We start from the raw sequence: 16,231 nt of genomic DNA on the forward strand, positions 1-16,231 counted from the left end.
TAGCAATGAAAAACCTTATTATTTTTTTTGTCATACTATGCCATGCAACAATACATGCAGACACTTATAATATTTTAGACTATGGTGCAAAGGCAGATGGTAAAACATTAGACACCAAATCGGTGCAAAACGCTATTGATGCCTGTACTCAAAATGGCGGAGGTACAGTTATCATTCCGTCAGGTAAAACAGTTTTGATAGGTACTATCTACTTAAAAGATTTTGTTACGCTTTATTTAGAAAATGGTTCCGTTTTATTAGGCAGCCCTAACATATCAGATTATGCCACAGACACCTATAAAAACATGTATAAAAATGAACCACACATGGATCGTTGTTTAATCTTTGCCAAAAATGCTAAATCATTTACCATAAAAGGAGAAGGTACTATTGATGGCAATGGATATACCAAGAATTTCACAAGAGAAAAAGGCGGTAGGCCTATGATGATACGTTTTTTGCATTGTAATGATATTAAAATTAAAAATGTTTCTTTAATAAACCCAGCGGCATGGACCTCTGCTTGGTTATATTGTAATGAGATTGTTGTTGAAGGCATTAAAATTGTGAGCAGAGTTAACAACAACGGAGATGGTTTAGATTTTGATGGCTGCACCAATGTAAGAGTAAGTAATAGTTCTTTTGATACCAGCGATGACTCTATATGTTTACAAACGTCACATCCAGATTTTCCTTGTAAAGACATTGTGGTGACAAACTGTGTATTTACTAGTAAATGGGCTGGTATGCGTATTGGATTATCATCAAGAGGTGATTTTGAATCCGTAACCGTTTCAAATTGCACCTTTCATGACATCCAAGACTCAGGACTAAAAATTCAAATGAATGAAGGTGGAGAAATGAAAAACATGGCATTTTCTAATCTCGTTATGAGAAATGTTCCCAGACCTATTTTTATGACCTTCTGCCAGCAAAGAGCTGGTGTTGAGTCTCCAATGGAAATGTTTCCCATGAAGGCTATGCATGGTTTTCTTTTTAGCAATTTTATTGTTGATAATCGAGAATTAGACAAGAATTCAGCCATTTTTATAACAGGCATGCCAAACCACTATATTACAGATATTCAACTCAATAATGTTTTATTTACGGTTTCAGGAAAGGGTTCAAAAGTAGATGCTAGTAAATCCGATTTTAATGAATATACTTTAGATGTTTTAAACGGTTGGTGGCCAGAATTCCGTTTGGTAGGCACACTGCCTGCCTATGGTATTTTTGCACGTCACGTTGACAGAATTTCAATTAATAATGTTCAAATAAAAACTATAGATTTAGACGAAAGACCTCCTATAGTATTTGATGATGTTCCTGAATTTAGTCTAAATCAAATTTTTGCCAATCAAATTCCTGTAAAAGTACCAAAGATATTAAATAAGTAGGCATTTAATGATTCTCAAAAAAAGCAAAACCAATGTTTAAAAAATCAGTTCTATTCGTTTTTATCATTTTTTATGGATGTATTGAGAATCAATTCACTTACCAAAACCAGCTCGACTCTTTTAAAAATAAAACTCAAATTATTGAGCTAGTTTCTAGCGATGGGATTGGTAGAATTGCTGTTGCCCCCAAAATTCAAGGTAAAATATTATTTTCAACCACGCAGGGTTTACAAGGTTCTCCCAACGGATGGATAAATAAAACGTGCTTTCAAGGAGATACTATAAATATGGCTGCTGTTGGTGGTGAAGACCGCATATGGGTTGGCCCTTTAGGTGGCCAATACTCATTTTATTACCAACAAATAAAACCGCTTCATGAAGACCATTGGAAAGTGCCAAAATCATTAAGCGTAGAACCCTATATTTTAATAGAACATGATGATAAGAAAGTGGTCATGCAAAAGAAATTTCAACTTACAAATTTCATGGGAACCAAGTTTAATTTCACCATTAATCGTCAAATAAAGCTATTAGAAAAAGATGATATTGAAACCAACTTAAATATAACGCTTCCTAAAGATTTAAAGCATGTAGCTTATGAAAGTCGTCATGTTTTAACCAATAAGGACACTATCCCATGGCAAAAAAACACGGGTTTAATTTCTCTGTGGAGCGCTGGTATGTTTCAGGGTCATGATAAAAATACGGTTATTATTCCTTTGGAAAACAAAGGTGCTTTAAACAACATGTATAAATATATGGGACAGTTGAATCATGACAGGCTCAGGGTTACTAACCATGTTGTGCTTTTTAAAGCCGATGGAAAATATAGAAGCAAAATTGGTATACCAAACCTGTATGCGCCTTCCGTGTATGGCTGCTATTCAAAAAGCAAAAACCAACTAACTATTGTGCAATTCAAAAAAACTCAGGACACGTTATTTTCAAATTCCCATGCCACCGTTCAAAATAACCCGTATCGCGGCGAGGTAATTCCTATTTATAATAATGGACCTATGGATTTATCAATAGCAGAAAGCAATGGCTTTTTTGAATTAGAATCCACCTCTTCGTTTAAAGCGCTTTTACCTTCAGAAAGCTTAAATCACTATCATCGTATCTATCATTTTTCAGGAAACGAGTCTGTTTTAAACAGGTTATCTACTGATTTATTAGGGATTTCACTAAACCAATGCTTCTAATAAACAACATGTAATGCTGTTTTTAGAATATCTTTTATCTTTTACTACATTATTCTATAGTAATACATAGATCTTTTACTCAATACCGTTATAAAATCCGAGCTAATTCGTTTTTTTGACCATAAGTTTTACCATTTAATTAATATATTATACTGTACTGATTATATCACCACTATATTTACATGAGAAAAAAGTGGCTATCAATTTGAAAGACACCCTCATAATAATCAATTAACTTAATACATGGGTAAAAAACTCCAAACCAAAAAAAGATACAATATACTAGCTATGCTTTTTATCACTGTGGTCATAAATTACCTAGACCGCAGTAATATTTCAATTGCAGCTCCCGATTTACGAAAAGATCTTAACATTGATACTGTACAAATGGGTTATATTTTTGCGGCTTTTTCATGGACTTATGCCTTACTGCAAATTCCAGGAGGCATTATTGCAGACAAGATCAAATCTAGAGTATTATACACCTTTATTTTAACATTTTGGTCTATCGCCACCCTATTACAAGGTTTAATTAATTCCTTAGTCATTTTAATAGGTTTAAGGGGAAGTATTGGGGTTTTTGAAGCACCTTCATACCCTATCAATAACTTAGTAGTTAGTAGGTGGTTCCCTGAAAACGAACGCGCCTCGGCCATAGCTATATATACTTCTGGGCAATTTTTAGGATTAGCTTTTTTAACCCCTGTTTTAGCTGCTATTCAAAATTATTTAGGTTGGAGAGGTCTGTTTATTGTATCTGGTGTTATTGGAATTATTTGGGCTGGCGTTTGGTATTATTTTTACCGAGACCCAAGAGATCACTCTTCTGTTAGCGATTCCGAATTAAAGCTTATTGAAGAAGGTGGCGGTCTAGTAGGGTCAAAAAACAAAAACAAACCTTCCGAAAAATTCAAATGGAGTGACTTAAAATATGCCTTCGTTTATCGTAAATTATGGGGTATTTATATTGGTCAATTTTGCTTGGGGGCTACCACTATGTTTTTTCTAACTTGGTTTCCAACTTACCTTATTGAGTATAGAGGTCTAAACTTTCTAGAAACAGGATTCCTAGGTTCTATTCCATTTTTAGCAGCCTTTACAGGTGTTTTATTATCAGGCTTTACATCCGACTTATTAATCAAAAAAGGGTTTTCTGCTGAAATATCAAGAAAGGTACCTATCATTTTTGGTATGCTTCTCTCAACCATCATTATAGGCGCTAATTATACAGATAATACTACTTATGTTATTGTATTTTTAGCCTTGGCTTTTTTTGGTAATGGGCTAGCTAGTATTGCTTGGGTTTTTGTATCGCTTCTTGCTCCTAAAAAACATTTAGGTCTTATAGGAGGTACGTTTAATTTTATTGGCGGCTTATCGGGCGTTGTAGTGTCCATTGTTATAGGGTTTTTAGTTCAAGATGGTGACTTTCGCCCAGCCCTTTTCTTTGTTGGAGCATTAGCACTTACTGGGTTTTTATCCTACACATTAATTGTAGGCAAAGTAGAACGCATTGTAATAAAAGAAAAACACTAAACTTTAGTAAACATGAAAATCACAAATATTATAGCATACCCAATTAATGTTGGCACAGGAAGCCAACTTGTTGTAAAAGTAGAAACCCAATCAGGTATTTATGGTTGGGGCGCCTCTGGTTTATCTGGCCGGGAATATGCTGTTATGGGAGCTATTAAGCATTATAAACCCCTCTTAATAGGTAAAGATGCTAGGCATATAGGTGCTATTTGGCAAGATTTATACAGAGGTCAATATTTTGAAGGCGGACGCGTATTAACAGCAGCTATCTCTGCCATTGATATTGCTTTACATGACATAAAAGGAAAAGCGCTTGGTGTACCAGTCTATGAACTTTTAGGTGGTAAACAACGTGATTATGTTGATTGCTTTGCTTCCGTAAGGTTTTCAACTCTGGACGAATTATTAACACTATCTAAAAATTTTGTTGCAGAAGGCTGGGATATGTTAAGATTAGCTCCTGCCGAATTTGAGCGTATAAAAGGAAAAGAGCACATTTTCAATCCTAGAGAATCTATTTCTATTATTTCAGATTGGCTCATTAAATTACGTGAAGAAGTAGGCACCAAAGTAACCATTGGAATTGATTATCATACGCGCTTAAGCATTCCCGAAACCTATTCGTTTATAAAGCGATTACCCGTTGGAACCTTAGATTTTATTGAAGAACCTATAAGAGATGAAAATCCAGAAGCCTATCAAGAGTTAAGAAAATTGATTGATGTACCATTTGCAATTGGCGAAGAATTTTCAAGTAAATGGCAATTTATGCCTTTTATTGAAAAAAATATTACACAATATGCTAGAATTGATGTTTGTAATGTAGGCGGTATTACAGAAGCCATGAAAGTAGCCGCTATGGCCGAAGCACACTATATTGATTTAATGCCACATAATCCATTAGGGCCTATCTGTACAGCAGCCACGATACATGTTGCGGCAGCATCACCCAACTTTAGCTGGCTTGAAGAAGTGAATACAGGCGCACACACCTTGACCAATGATCCGAAGTATTACCCTAAACAGCCTAAAAGAGAAGGTCCTAGATACCCCATTCCAACGGAACCTGGTTTAGGGGTTGATCTTGACGAGGCCTTCATTAAAACTCAAGTTTTTAAACCTGTTGAAATTCCTAGGCTTTATAGAAATGATCAGTCATTAACCAATTGGTAAAATCTGGAATTGAAATGAGATACGTACAACTTATTACATTTTTCTTCTTAAGCATATGCTTGATTTCCTGTAAAAATTCAACAAAATATGCTTCAATAGAAACTGGAAACACCTCAAATCATGATGATGTTAAAGCCAATTTTTCTATTGAAATACTAGACCAAAGAGCGCTTAAACTTCTTAATCCGAATTCTAAAATTGAAATACTAGCTAGTGGTTTTTCATGGACAGAGGGTCCTCTTTGGATAGATAATGAAAATAGTTTATTGTTTTCAGACATTCCTCGAAATAAAATTTACAAACTTAACTCAATAAATGACACACTCACCTATTTAAAACCTTCTGGGTATACCAGTGAACAAGTAAGTGAAAAAGAACCAGGTTCAAACGGATTGTTACTAAACCACAACAAACAACTCGTTTTGATGCAGCAAGGCGACAGGCGTATTGCTATGATGAACGCCCCTTTAAACCAACCAGAACCAACCTATGTAACCTTAGTTAATAATTTTCAAGAAAAGAGACTTAACAGTCCGAACGATGGCGTTTTTGATTCTAATGGCAATTTATATTTTACAGATCCTTGCTACGGTTTGCCGCTTATGGAAGAAGATCCTGAAAGAGAACTAGACTTTAACGGTGTTTATTGCTTACTAACTAATGGTGACTTAATATTACTTGATAAGCTATCAAAACCGAATGGTATTGCATTATCTCAAGACGAAACTAAACTGTATGTTGCTGTATCTGATGCATCTCATGCTGTTTGGTACAGCTATGATATAAAGGCTCCAGCGCGTATTGAGAATAAACAACTATTTTATGATGCCACGGAAATTGTAAAAGAAAAAGGCGTACATATAGGGCTTCCTGATGGGTTAACCATAACCTCTGAAGATTATATATTTGCAACGGGCCCTGAAGGTGTTTGGTTATTCACCAATCAAGGTGATGTTATTGCCAAAATTTGTACAGGTTTAAAAACATCAAATTGCACATTATCAACAGATGAAAAACGTTTGTTTTTAACAGCTAGCAGTTATATTCTTGCCGTTAATTTAAATTAGGCTTCATAAAAAAGCCACGCAAACAGGAGACACTAATAATTTGGTTTTAAAAACTTGATGAAGTAAGCCGTCTTCCTTTATTTTATAAACAATAGTGTCATCAGAATCTTGAAAGCAAGCTATTAACCATTTTCCGTTAGGCGAAATATTAAATTCACGCAACGTGGTTCCTTCTCCATATTGGTAGCCTAATAATTCCAAATGACTATCTTTTATTTTAAAAATAGTCAAGGCATTTAGAGTCCTATTGGCAACATATAAAAACTGTCCGTTAGGATGCAATCGTATGGCCGATGCACTTGGAATGGCTTGAAAAGAATCAGGAAGCGTTTTTACATTATCAATAACACGGAAAATTTGATATTCATTTTGCTTAATAATTGAAATTTCTGCCGTTAGTTCATTGAATACATACCCTAAATCACCATTACGATTAAAAACTAAATGTCTTGGACCAAAGCCCGCAGGAATTTGAATATCTTGTGAATGATTCAATCTCAAAACATTTTGCTCAAACTGATACGCTTTAACCTGATCTATTCCTAAGTCTGGAACAAATAAAGTAGTGTTATTAGGATGTATCACCACTTGATGTGCATGAGGCCCTTCCTGTCTCACTTTGTTAATGCTTGAACCAGAATGTTTAAAATTTTGATTACACTCAAGTAACGCGCCTTCATTAGTGGTGTTATAATGAAGCATGTTACCTGTACCATAACATGCTATAAAAATATGTTTGCCCTGGCAAGCTATATGGCAAGGTAAGCTCCCTGGAATACTAACCTCATTTATTAGGCTCAATGAAAAATCTGGATAAATTTTAAAGGCTTTAACCTTAGGCTCTTTTTTCGACTCAACCTCAGTGATGGTGTATAAATATCTTTTATCTTCACTTAATGCTAAATAGGCAGGGTTTAAAGACTCTGTAGCATATAAACATCTTAATTTGCCTGTGGTGTCATCTAAACTAACGGTATAAATCCCTGAACCTTTGCCTCCAAAAGTATCTGTAATCATTTCGGTATAACTTCCTACATAAAAAACAGTCATAACATATTCTTATAAAAACGACAACCAAAATTTCTAGCTTATTTGAGTAACAACCAATTTAAATTTACAATTTTAGTAGCTCCCCATTCTGACACAAATACAACCACAATGTCTTGAACTCCTTTTACCTGTTCTAATAAATTTGTTTCTATAGTTTGCCAACTATTCCAACCACCTGTATATTGAACAGGGAACGTAGCGATGAGTTTTCCCTTAGAATTATTTAACCTAATTTCAAAAGCTCCTTTTCTTTGCCCACTAGCCACACGAGCTTTTATGAGTTTTGCTTGCCCTTTTTCAAAATCTACACCATTAAATTTTACATGGCTCATCATTTTAGTATCACAAACCATCCATCCTTTTGGTTCATTTCCCCCAACAAATGTAGTTTTTGCGTTGTAAATTTCGTTATACCTATCAATTTGAATGGTATCTCCAATTTTTGGATGCCCAATTCCACGCATAGTAGGCTCTACTTTTTTTATGGAACCATCTTTTTTAAACTCTAAATAATCAGCACGCATGGATCGCAACTTATTAAAACCGCTAATATCCCACCAGTGATAAAACAAAATCCATCTATCATTGTATTTAACTACCGAATGATGATTGGTTCCATTATCAATATTATCCATTATTTTTCCACAATAAATATATGGTCCGAGAGGTGTTTTACTAGTAGCATATCCAATAGTATACCCCTCATTAGGAAACACATGCGCAAATGTTAGGTAATAAACTCCATGATGTTTGAAAGGAAAAGGGCCTTCAACATATCCCTTAGGTATGCCTTGAATTTGAATAGGTTCACTATCAATTTCCTTCATATTTGCCTTTAGTTTAACCCCCTTTAGTCTCTTTTCACTAGCGTAGAACAAATAGGTTTTCCCATCATCATCTAATAATAATCCTGGATCTATACCTTCAATCCCTTGAATATAATTCTTCTCCCAAACAAAAGGACCTATTGGACTTTTTGAAACACCAACACCAATTCTTCTAAAACTAGATTCATCTTTAGGAGGTGCAGGAAAATAATAGTAGTATAAGTCTCCATTTTTTATACAATCTGGTGCCCACATACCGTTGGCATTCTTCTTACCCCATGGTACCTCATTTTGATCTAGTATAACACCATAATCTTTCCACGTACTACCGTTTTCTAGAGAAAACATATGATAATCTGGCATATAAAACCTTGGCGCATCTTCCTCATTTTTTGGAATAGCATCATGCGATGGGTAGATATATAACTTACCATCAAAAACCCTTGCTGTTGGATCTGCAGTATAAATATGAGTAACTAGGGGGTTCTGTGCAGATAGCATAGAACTTGTTAACAACAAATAGCAACAAAACTTTAAAAACCTCTTTTGAAACATTGAATTCATAAAAAATGGAACATTATGCTAATTTAAAATATTAAAACCATCCGCTTTATATACTAACTTCCAGTTTTAAACTCAAATATTTGTGATTCAGAGTTATTTCCAGCGGCATCTTTACTCACAACTTTCCAATAATAATTTGTATCTGAATTTAATGTCACATCAATAATAGATGTAGTTTCTGTAGTAGTATGTAAAGTAGTTGGAGGGTTGGCTGTTGACAAATAAAAATCGTATGATACAATATCATTGTCTATATCATTACCATTCCAACTAAACGAAACTATGCTCCCTATTAAACCACCCATTTCTGGACTTATAAGTTCTGCAGGAAATGGAGCATATTGTTCAATACCTAGCCCTGCATTATAGAATTTCCATAGATCACTTTTAGCCGTTTCAGAGACCGCTTTTGATTTTGAAACTATATACCAAGAATATGGCGTTCCACGAAGCAATCTTTCGGTTTTTTTAGTTTCTGTAGTATTTACAGTGTGTTCACTACCATCTTTTAAATTTTTTATAACCAATGTATATTCATCAGTATGTGCTGCGCTGTTCCATTCAAAAGTCACATTACTTTCAGTTTCAGATATTATATTCCCCTGATTACACTCGGCATCCTTTAATGGTGAAATTAAGTTGGTGGCTTCAGGATTCCTTTTAACTGGTGCTTCTTCTTCATCGCTTCCACCACTACAGCCTAATAAAACTAATACTAAAAAAAGTACAATTATATTCTTAGCTTGGGTAATATTGACAATCATTTCTTTATAATTTTTGTCTTAATGTTAATATTAGAATTAGTTATATGTAAAAAATAAACACCACTTGACAAACCATTTAAATTAACATTCAACATTTGTTCTTTTAAATCAATTATTCTATCTAAAACCAACTCACCTGTCATTGAAACAACCTTATAAGCAATTGGTTCTTTTGGTATGTTTAAAAGTGCTATAGTCAATATTTCTTCAACTATTGTTGGAAATACAAGCACTTTAGCGTTTGAAAAAATAATAGTTTCATTATACACACCTTGACAATCTTTATCAGTACTTACCCTAACTGTATTGTAATCTGATTGCAAATTTAAGATGATGCTACTTTTATCTGTTACCAAAATAGAATCATTTACCTCTATCCGATAAATATCACTACCTTTAAGATTTAGAGTTACAAGCTTCTTTGAATGATTTACCTTTGAAAATACAGATAGTGATTCTGGTTCATTTATGATGAGCTTTGCACTCATAGATAATGAGACATCTGTGGGCGAGGTAATAGTAACGGTGTAGGTACCTGCCTTCAGATTCTCTAAAGTAAAATTATCTGTAAAGGTTTGCAAAATGTTAACTCCATCTCCTGTAATTTTTATATTATAAGTTCCACTGACAATTGAAATTGCACTAATCGTTCCGTTGGATTTTCCCTTACATGAAACACTGGTAGTTTTTAACATGGCAACCGCTCCACCCGAAGGAACTTTATCATAGGTTTCTACAGAAAGGATTAAAGAGCTCACACTACCTCCATTATCCGGAAATTCAACTGAAACAATATTATTTTCTTTCAAAAGGCTTGAAGAAAAAGGAACTTCTATCATGCCAAAAAAGTCATCTCGGTCAGTTTGGTCATAGCCTTTCCAATTACCAGGAACTTCAACAACTTTATCATTTACTTTTATAACAGGCCTTTTACTCACATTATGTTTTCTTCCAATACCTAACCTTAAAGTAGCAAAACCAATTCCGCTGGTTACCCCATTGAAATTAAAAGCGATTGGTGTATTTGCTGTAATGGCTTGCAAATGTTTTGTTGTATAATAGTTTTTGGTTCTGATTGCATTATTAAACTTTATATCTGAGCTAAACGAATATTCTAAAATTACAGTTTCATCTTTTATTAAACTCAGAGAACTTGGAGCTGTCGTATGAATTTTTGTGTCTAATTCTGGTAATTGGTCTTTGTACACTTTCAAAGATTTTATTTTAACATCTACAAAATTAGAAACACTTGACATCATGGTTAGGTTTACCAATTGCGTATTATCATCAAGATTACTTAAGGCAATAAACATTTTATTACCATCAACAAAGGCATGAGTTTGCACATCAGGATTATCGCTTTTAATAAAAATACGTTTTCCTTTTACATCTTTCCAAAGTTCATAGAACAAAATTCTAGGACTGTATTCCCACTCTGTATTACTATCAATAGGTTGACCTATATTTTTGGGAATCCATAACACAGGCGTATAGGGCTGATAATTATTTGCTTCTGTAATGTGCCAAGTCGCTTTCCCTGTTATAAAAGGAATTGAGCAGGTTATTCTGTCTTGCCTGTCCAATAGACTTAGCAAAATGTGATTAATGGACGTCATAGTTTGCGCACTAGCAATTTCGCTATAATCATCACCATACCCTTTCTCTATTGCTCCATATTCAGTAATGGCATGCGGCTTAACAATTCCCCATTTTGCAAAACTGTAAGTTTCTATTAAATCTAAAATAGCTTCAGAATTACTACCAGATCGCTTAGTATCCTGCCCCGTAACATTAATACCGTCATATAAATGGGTTGAAAAACCATACATGTTATCTCCAGCGACATCCATAAACATCATCATATTTTCTTTCCAGTGGCCAAAATCATTAAGTTCCATAGATGGCCAAGCCGAAGAATAGCCAATTACCTTCATATTGGCCAATGCAGGTGTTTCATGAATACGCTTCCCTACAGCACCATAAAACTCAGCCATTTGTTTTTTTATTCTATTATTTTCACTAACACTCCATCCTGAATAAAAATCCTTTGCGTGCACAAAAGGTTCGTTCATCAATTCAAAAAATTCTTGTGCATCTCCATTATTAATGTCATTCTTAAAATATTCTACTGCCCAATCAGCAGCTGCATTAACATCAAGTCCATCAATAAAAGCATCCCTTGGATGCTGTGTACTTACATACCCTTTTTTTACCTCACGTAAATTATCATCGCCTGATTTAGCTGAAGGATATGCACCAACCTCCCCTGTAACTTGTTTTGCTCTGGCATGCGGTCCCCAAAATTGACGTCCTCCAGTAACATTATAATCATTTCTAAACTTTACAGCCTCTGTATCATTTGAGGCGTCATGAATTGAAAAATACTTTGTTCGATCTAGCTCAGATTCATTACCAATATAGCGCTCACATCGATTATCAATTTGAACCGACGTATTTTGCGCCATTAACTCTAAACTAATAGAACCAAGTAAAAGAGTAAAAAGAAGCAATGGGTGCTTTAAAACAAATCTCATATATTCTAACTTAATTTCCGTCAAATTTATTGTTAAATTGAAACAAAAGAAGCATTAAATGATTAAAATAGGATTACGAATGTTCTGCTGTAATAAGTAAAAAAAATCTCAAAGACTTACCTATTTATATCATATTGTTACAATTAAAAAAGTAATACCTAATATCACCAGATGTCACTTCTTTAATTGATTACAAACTATTTTTTTGGTATAATTTTAAATGAAAATGCATAATCACCAGCTTTTTGTGGTAATTCAATTTTTAAACCTTCAGCATCTGTTTTAAAATTCAACTTGCCTTCTACCCCTAGCATTTCTATTGAATCAATCTCATAATCATACAAGTTGTTACCTGCTTTTAGGCTACGAATTGTTAATTCTTGACCTTGTGGCCAATCTAACACTATGGCATAAAGCACATCTTCTTTGGTGGTAAAACGAATATCTTTAGCGGTGTTATCTGCATTTTTTTCTTCGCTTAAATGACCTTCAATAACTTGAGCATCTCCTTCTCCATATATTTTAAAGGTTCTGGTACCATAAATAGCCTCTCCATTTACTTTTAACCATGCCCCCATTTCTAATAAGCGCTCTTTAACAGGTTCTGGTATCGTACCATCTGCTCTAGGTGTAATATTTAATAATACTGCCCCATTTTTACTTACTACATCAACTAAAAAATCTATGAGTCTATTGGTAGATTTATACCTTGGGTTACTTATATGCGACCAAGATTTCCAATCGATAGAATCATCTGTTAACCAAGGAAAGTCTTGTTTTTCACTCATTCTTGCACGTTCTAAATCTAACACCGCCGAACCTTTAGCAAAGTCATAGAACTTATATGTTGACACCACATCTTTACCTTGTTTTTCAGCATGATTGTAATAGTAGGCCAAAAACTCCTTTCGGTGTTCTTCACTAATCACGTCCATTTTGTTATCAAACCAAACTAAATCTGGGTCATATTTATCAACAATTTCCTTAAGTCTATTTAACCATTCATCGTTAAATGCCTTATCTGCTAAAGGGTAATAACGTTTAACTCCTGCATCAATTTCATGTGGATGTAATGGCATTTGGTTATCCCCTTTTTTTAATTTAGGCCCGTATAAACCAGCATATTTAGGATTGGAAGCATCTGTTGTTTCATCCCAAGTTGGATACCAGCCAAACAACCAGTGACGGTGATATGTTGCAATAAACTTCATATCACGTTTACGAATTTCTTTTGAAAGTTCACCCATAATATCGCGTTTTGGCCCCATATCTTTGACATCCCACTCTGTTAAATCACTGTCCCACATAGCAAAACCATCGGCGTGTTCTGAAACGGGTCCAGCAAATTTGGCTCCTGCCTTTTGAAACAGATCGGCCCATTCGGCGGCATTAAATTTTTCAGCCTTAAACATGGGAATAAAATCCTTGTAACCAAATTCATTAAGAGGTCCATACGTTTTTACATGATGCTCATAAAACTTTGTGGGTTTGCCATTTTTAGCTTCTGGGTTATCGGCATTCACATACATCCAGTGTGCATACCATTCATTTTCATATTCTGGCACAGAATATGGCCCCCAATGACAATAAATACCAAATTTAGCATCTAAAAACCACTCCGGTGTTTCATGTTGTTTTAAAGATTCCCAATCTTTGGTATATTTAGGTTCTTTTTCACCTTGAGCCTGTTCGTGTTTAACCTCCTTACATGAAATTGCAATTAAGCAAGTTGCTAGTATAAACTGTGTTAAATATCTCATTCTTCTTTAGTTTAATTATATTTTTTGAGCCAATCCAAAAAAATCAGCACCTTTTATTACATTAATATATTTACAAAAGAACGACAATATTTTTATATATAAAAAATTATTTCATATATGATGACTAAAAATTAATACTCATTTTAACAGGTTTAGCCCCTCCAAGCTTTTCACTTAACTTTGAAGGCAAAGCACCACTCACAAAAATGATATGTTCTCCCTTTCTTAACACCTTTTTTCCATTTTCATCAAATTGATGAAACGCAGTTTCTGTTAATGGAATGGTAACTAACTTTTTCTCTCCTGATTTTAAAAACACGCGTTTAAACGATTTTAAATCGTATAAAGGATCTTTTATACCCCCAAAAGGCGAACTAATATATAATTGAACAACTTCTTCAGCATCAACAGTCCCCGTATTGGTTACTTCAACACTAACATTATAATCGGTATCAATAGTAAGGTTATCATATACAAAAGTGGTATATGTTAAACCAAAACCAAAAGGAAACTGAGGTTCTTCTTTCATGTATTTATACGTTCTGCCTTTCATATTATAATCTTCATACGGCGGTAATTGATCAACAGATTTAGGAAACGTTATTGGTAATTTTCCAGACGGAGATACATCTCCGAATAACACATCGGCTACAGCATTACCACCTTCTTCACCAGGATACCAGACAAATAACACGGCATCTACTATATCATACAGCTCAGGAATAGCAATAGGGCTTCCCCCTGTTAAAACCAGTACAATAGGTTTATCTGTCTGTTTTCTAATCTTCTTAATATAATTAATTTGATTTTGAGGTAATTTAATATCCGTTCTATCCCCTTTTTCACTTGATGCAATAGCTTCTCCTTCTTCTCCCTCTAATAACGCAGAAATCCCCATTACAGCGATACAAACATCAGACTTTCCGGCTTCACCTGTAGACCAATCAATTGGGTTAACATTCTCTCTAAATGGTAAAATACCTGCTTTATAATTTATACTAGTACCAGGGCTAACTTTACTCACTATACCATCAAGAATGGTTTGAGTACTACTTGTTAAACCATAATAATTGCCTAATAATACTTCTTCATTTGACGCATTAGGACCAACAACATATAAAGTACGCGTATCTTTTTTAAGAGGTAAAACTTGGTTCTTGTTTTTTAATAAAACGATAGATTTTTGTGCCACCTCACGTGCAATTTTTCTATGGTCGTCAGAATCAACAACATCTGCTGTAATACTATCAAATGGATTTAGCCCTACAGGGTCAAACAAGCCCAGCTTGAATCTTGTCATTAGGTTTTCCTTTAATCTTTCATCAAGTAAATCTTCAGTTATAAAGCCTTTATTTATAGCATTTTTTAAAACCGTATACACATTACCACAATTAATATTTGTGCCGCTTTTTAATGCTAAAGCTGCCGATTCTTCGCGCGTTTTTGTTACTTTATGAAATGCATGAAAATCATTAATAGCACCACAATCTGAAACTATATACCCTTTAAACCCCCATTCTTTGCGTAGTATATCTTGTAATAAATACGGACTACCACAACAAGGCACCCCTAAGGTTCTATTATACGCCCCCATAACCCCTTCTACGTCGGCTTCTTTTACCAGCGCCTCAAAAGCAGGTAAATAGGTTTCAAACAAATCTTTTTTAGTAACTACAGCATCAAACTCATGCCTAAACTCCTCTGGGCCACTATGCACGGCATAATGTTTAGCACAGGCTGCAGCTTTAATATAATTAGGGTTATCACCTTGCAAGCCTTTTACAAAAGCCACTCCTATTCTAGACGTAAGAAAAGGGTCTTCTCCATAGGTTTCTTGCCCTCTACCCCAACGTGGATCTCTAAAAATATTAACATTAGGCGACCAAAAGGTTAGTCCTGCATATCGGCTTCTGTTATTTATTTTTATGGCTTCATTATACTTTGCTCGTGCTTCATTGGAAATAGCATTTCCCACTTTTAAAATCAAGTCCTCGTCAAAAGTAGCCCCCATAGCTATGGCTTGTGGAAAAACTGTAGCTCTACCATTGCGAGCCACCCCATGCAATGCCTCATTCCACCAATTGTATTCAGGCATACCCAAACGTTCTATTGGAGGGCAAACATCTAACATTTGAGAGCACTTTTCTTCTAAGGTCATCTCTTTTACCAAAAGATCAACGCGCTCTTCTTTAGAAAGCTTCGTGTTTTCCCATGGAAATTTATATGCAATTTCCTTTTGAGGTGACAGTGTCTCTTTAGCCTTTTGGTTTTTTTTACAATTAAAAAAAACTAAAATGGATACTATGACTATACCTAAAACTCTAATTCTGTTGTTCATTTTCATCTTTTACTTACGC

General features: G+C 34.6%; 11 protein-coding genes. 5 read left to right on the top strand and 6 right to left on the bottom strand.

Annotation, left to right across the window (positions count from 1 at the left end; genetic code table 11):
- Positions 1-5 precede the first annotated feature (5 nt).
- The 5 genes from FGF67_RS02800 to FGF67_RS02820 all read left to right on the top strand — a co-directional run bounded on the left by FGF67_RS02800 (position 6) and on the right by FGF67_RS02820 (position 6,375).
- Positions 6-1,397, top strand: a complete 1,392-nt coding sequence (locus FGF67_RS02800; protein WP_139694948.1) for a glycoside hydrolase family 28 protein — start codon at positions 6-8, stop codon at positions 1,395-1,397.
- 32 nt (positions 1,398-1,429) lie between these two features.
- The gene (locus tag FGF67_RS02805) at positions 1,430-2,599 is read left to right on the top strand and encodes a DUF6786 family protein (RefSeq protein WP_139694949.1); all 1,170 of its coding nucleotides are present in this window, start codon (positions 1,430-1,432) and stop codon (positions 2,597-2,599) included.
- 243 nt (positions 2,600-2,842) lie between these two features.
- The gene (locus tag FGF67_RS02810) at positions 2,843-4,135 is read left to right on the top strand and encodes an MFS transporter (protein WP_139694950.1); all 1,293 of its coding nucleotides are present in this window, start codon (positions 2,843-2,845) and stop codon (positions 4,133-4,135) included.
- A 12-nt stretch (positions 4,136-4,147) separates the two neighbouring features.
- Entirely contained in the window at positions 4,148-5,308 is a 1,161-nt protein-coding gene (locus tag FGF67_RS02815) for a mandelate racemase/muconate lactonizing enzyme family protein (RefSeq protein WP_139694951.1), read from the top strand.
- A gap of 14 nt (positions 5,309-5,322) precedes the next feature.
- Entirely contained in the window at positions 5,323-6,375 is a 1,053-nt protein-coding gene (locus tag FGF67_RS02820; RefSeq protein WP_139694952.1) for an SMP-30/gluconolactonase/LRE family protein, read from the top strand.
- A gap of 3 nt (positions 6,376-6,378) precedes the next feature.
- Here FGF67_RS02820 and FGF67_RS02825 read toward each other — a convergent pair whose 3' ends face one another.
- The 6 genes from FGF67_RS02825 to FGF67_RS02850 form a co-directional block, all read right to left on the bottom strand.
- On the bottom strand, positions 6,379-7,425 hold the full coding sequence (locus FGF67_RS02825) for a lactonase family protein (protein WP_139694953.1): 1,047 nt from the start codon (positions 7,423-7,425) through the stop codon (positions 6,379-6,381).
- 38 nt (positions 7,426-7,463) lie between these two features.
- Positions 7,464-8,753: a family 43 glycosylhydrolase gene (locus FGF67_RS02830; RefSeq protein WP_158293164.1), complete on the bottom strand. Its 1,290-nt coding sequence runs from the start codon at positions 8,751-8,753 to the stop codon at positions 7,464-7,466.
- A 116-nt stretch (positions 8,754-8,869) separates the two neighbouring features.
- Positions 8,870-9,580: a fibronectin type III domain-containing protein gene (locus FGF67_RS02835; protein WP_139694955.1), complete on the bottom strand. Its 711-nt coding sequence runs from the start codon at positions 9,578-9,580 to the stop codon at positions 8,870-8,872.
- The gene (locus tag FGF67_RS02840; RefSeq protein ID WP_139694956.1) at positions 9,577-12,114 is read right to left on the bottom strand and encodes a T9SS type A sorting domain-containing protein; all 2,538 of its coding nucleotides are present in this window, start codon (positions 12,112-12,114) and stop codon (positions 9,577-9,579) included. Before FGF67_RS02840 ends, FGF67_RS02835 begins: the two co-directional genes overlap by 4 nt.
- Positions 12,115-12,311: 197 nt before the next feature.
- Entirely contained in the window at positions 12,312-13,874 is a 1,563-nt protein-coding gene (locus FGF67_RS02845) for an alpha-L-fucosidase (protein WP_139694957.1), read from the bottom strand.
- Positions 13,875-13,998: 124 nt separating this feature from the next.
- Positions 13,999-16,212 (bottom strand): glycoside hydrolase family 3 C-terminal domain-containing protein, encoded by a 2,214-nt coding sequence (locus FGF67_RS02850; protein ID WP_139694958.1) that lies wholly within the window; start codon positions 16,210-16,212, stop codon positions 13,999-14,001.
- Between the last annotated feature and the right edge of the window lie 19 nt (positions 16,213-16,231).

It is taken from the genome of Allotamlana fucoidanivorans, from assembly GCF_006265225.1.
GTDB classification, from domain to species: domain Bacteria; phylum Bacteroidota; class Bacteroidia; order Flavobacteriales; family Flavobacteriaceae; genus Allotamlana; species Allotamlana fucoidanivorans.

What these genes read in the sequence shown, in the direction of transcription:
- FGF67_RS02815 (WP_139694951.1), top strand. Translation starts at nt 4,148, where the DNA reads ATGAAAATCACAAATATTATAGCATACCCAATTAATGTTGGCACAGGA.
- FGF67_RS02850 (WP_139694958.1), bottom strand. Translation starts at nt 16,212, where the DNA reads ATGAACAACAGAATTAGAGTTTTAGGTATAGTCATAGTATCCATTTTA.
- FGF67_RS02805 (WP_139694949.1), top strand. Translation starts at nt 1,430, where the DNA reads ATGTTTAAAAAATCAGTTCTATTCGTTTTTATCATTTTTTATGGATGT.
- FGF67_RS02845 (WP_139694957.1), bottom strand. Translation starts at nt 13,874, where the DNA reads ATGAGATATTTAACACAGTTTATACTAGCAACTTGCTTAATTGCAATT.
- FGF67_RS02830 (WP_158293164.1), bottom strand. Translation starts at nt 8,753, where the DNA reads ATGCTATCTGCACAGAACCCCCTAGTTACTCATATTTATACTGCAGAT.
- FGF67_RS02810 (WP_139694950.1), top strand. Translation starts at nt 2,843, where the DNA reads ATGGGTAAAAAACTCCAAACCAAAAAAAGATACAATATACTAGCTATG.
- FGF67_RS02820 (WP_139694952.1), top strand. Translation starts at nt 5,323, where the DNA reads ATGAGATACGTACAACTTATTACATTTTTCTTCTTAAGCATATGCTTG.
- FGF67_RS02840 (WP_139694956.1), bottom strand. Translation starts at nt 12,114, where the DNA reads ATGAGATTTGTTTTAAAGCACCCATTGCTTCTTTTTACTCTTTTACTT.
- FGF67_RS02800 (WP_139694948.1), top strand. Translation starts at nt 6, where the DNA reads ATGAAAAACCTTATTATTTTTTTTGTCATACTATGCCATGCAACAATA.
- FGF67_RS02825 (WP_139694953.1), bottom strand. Translation starts at nt 7,425, where the DNA reads ATGACTGTTTTTTATGTAGGAAGTTATACCGAAATGATTACAGATACT.
- FGF67_RS02835 (WP_139694955.1), bottom strand. Translation starts at nt 9,580, where the DNA reads ATGATTGTCAATATTACCCAAGCTAAGAATATAATTGTACTTTTTTTA.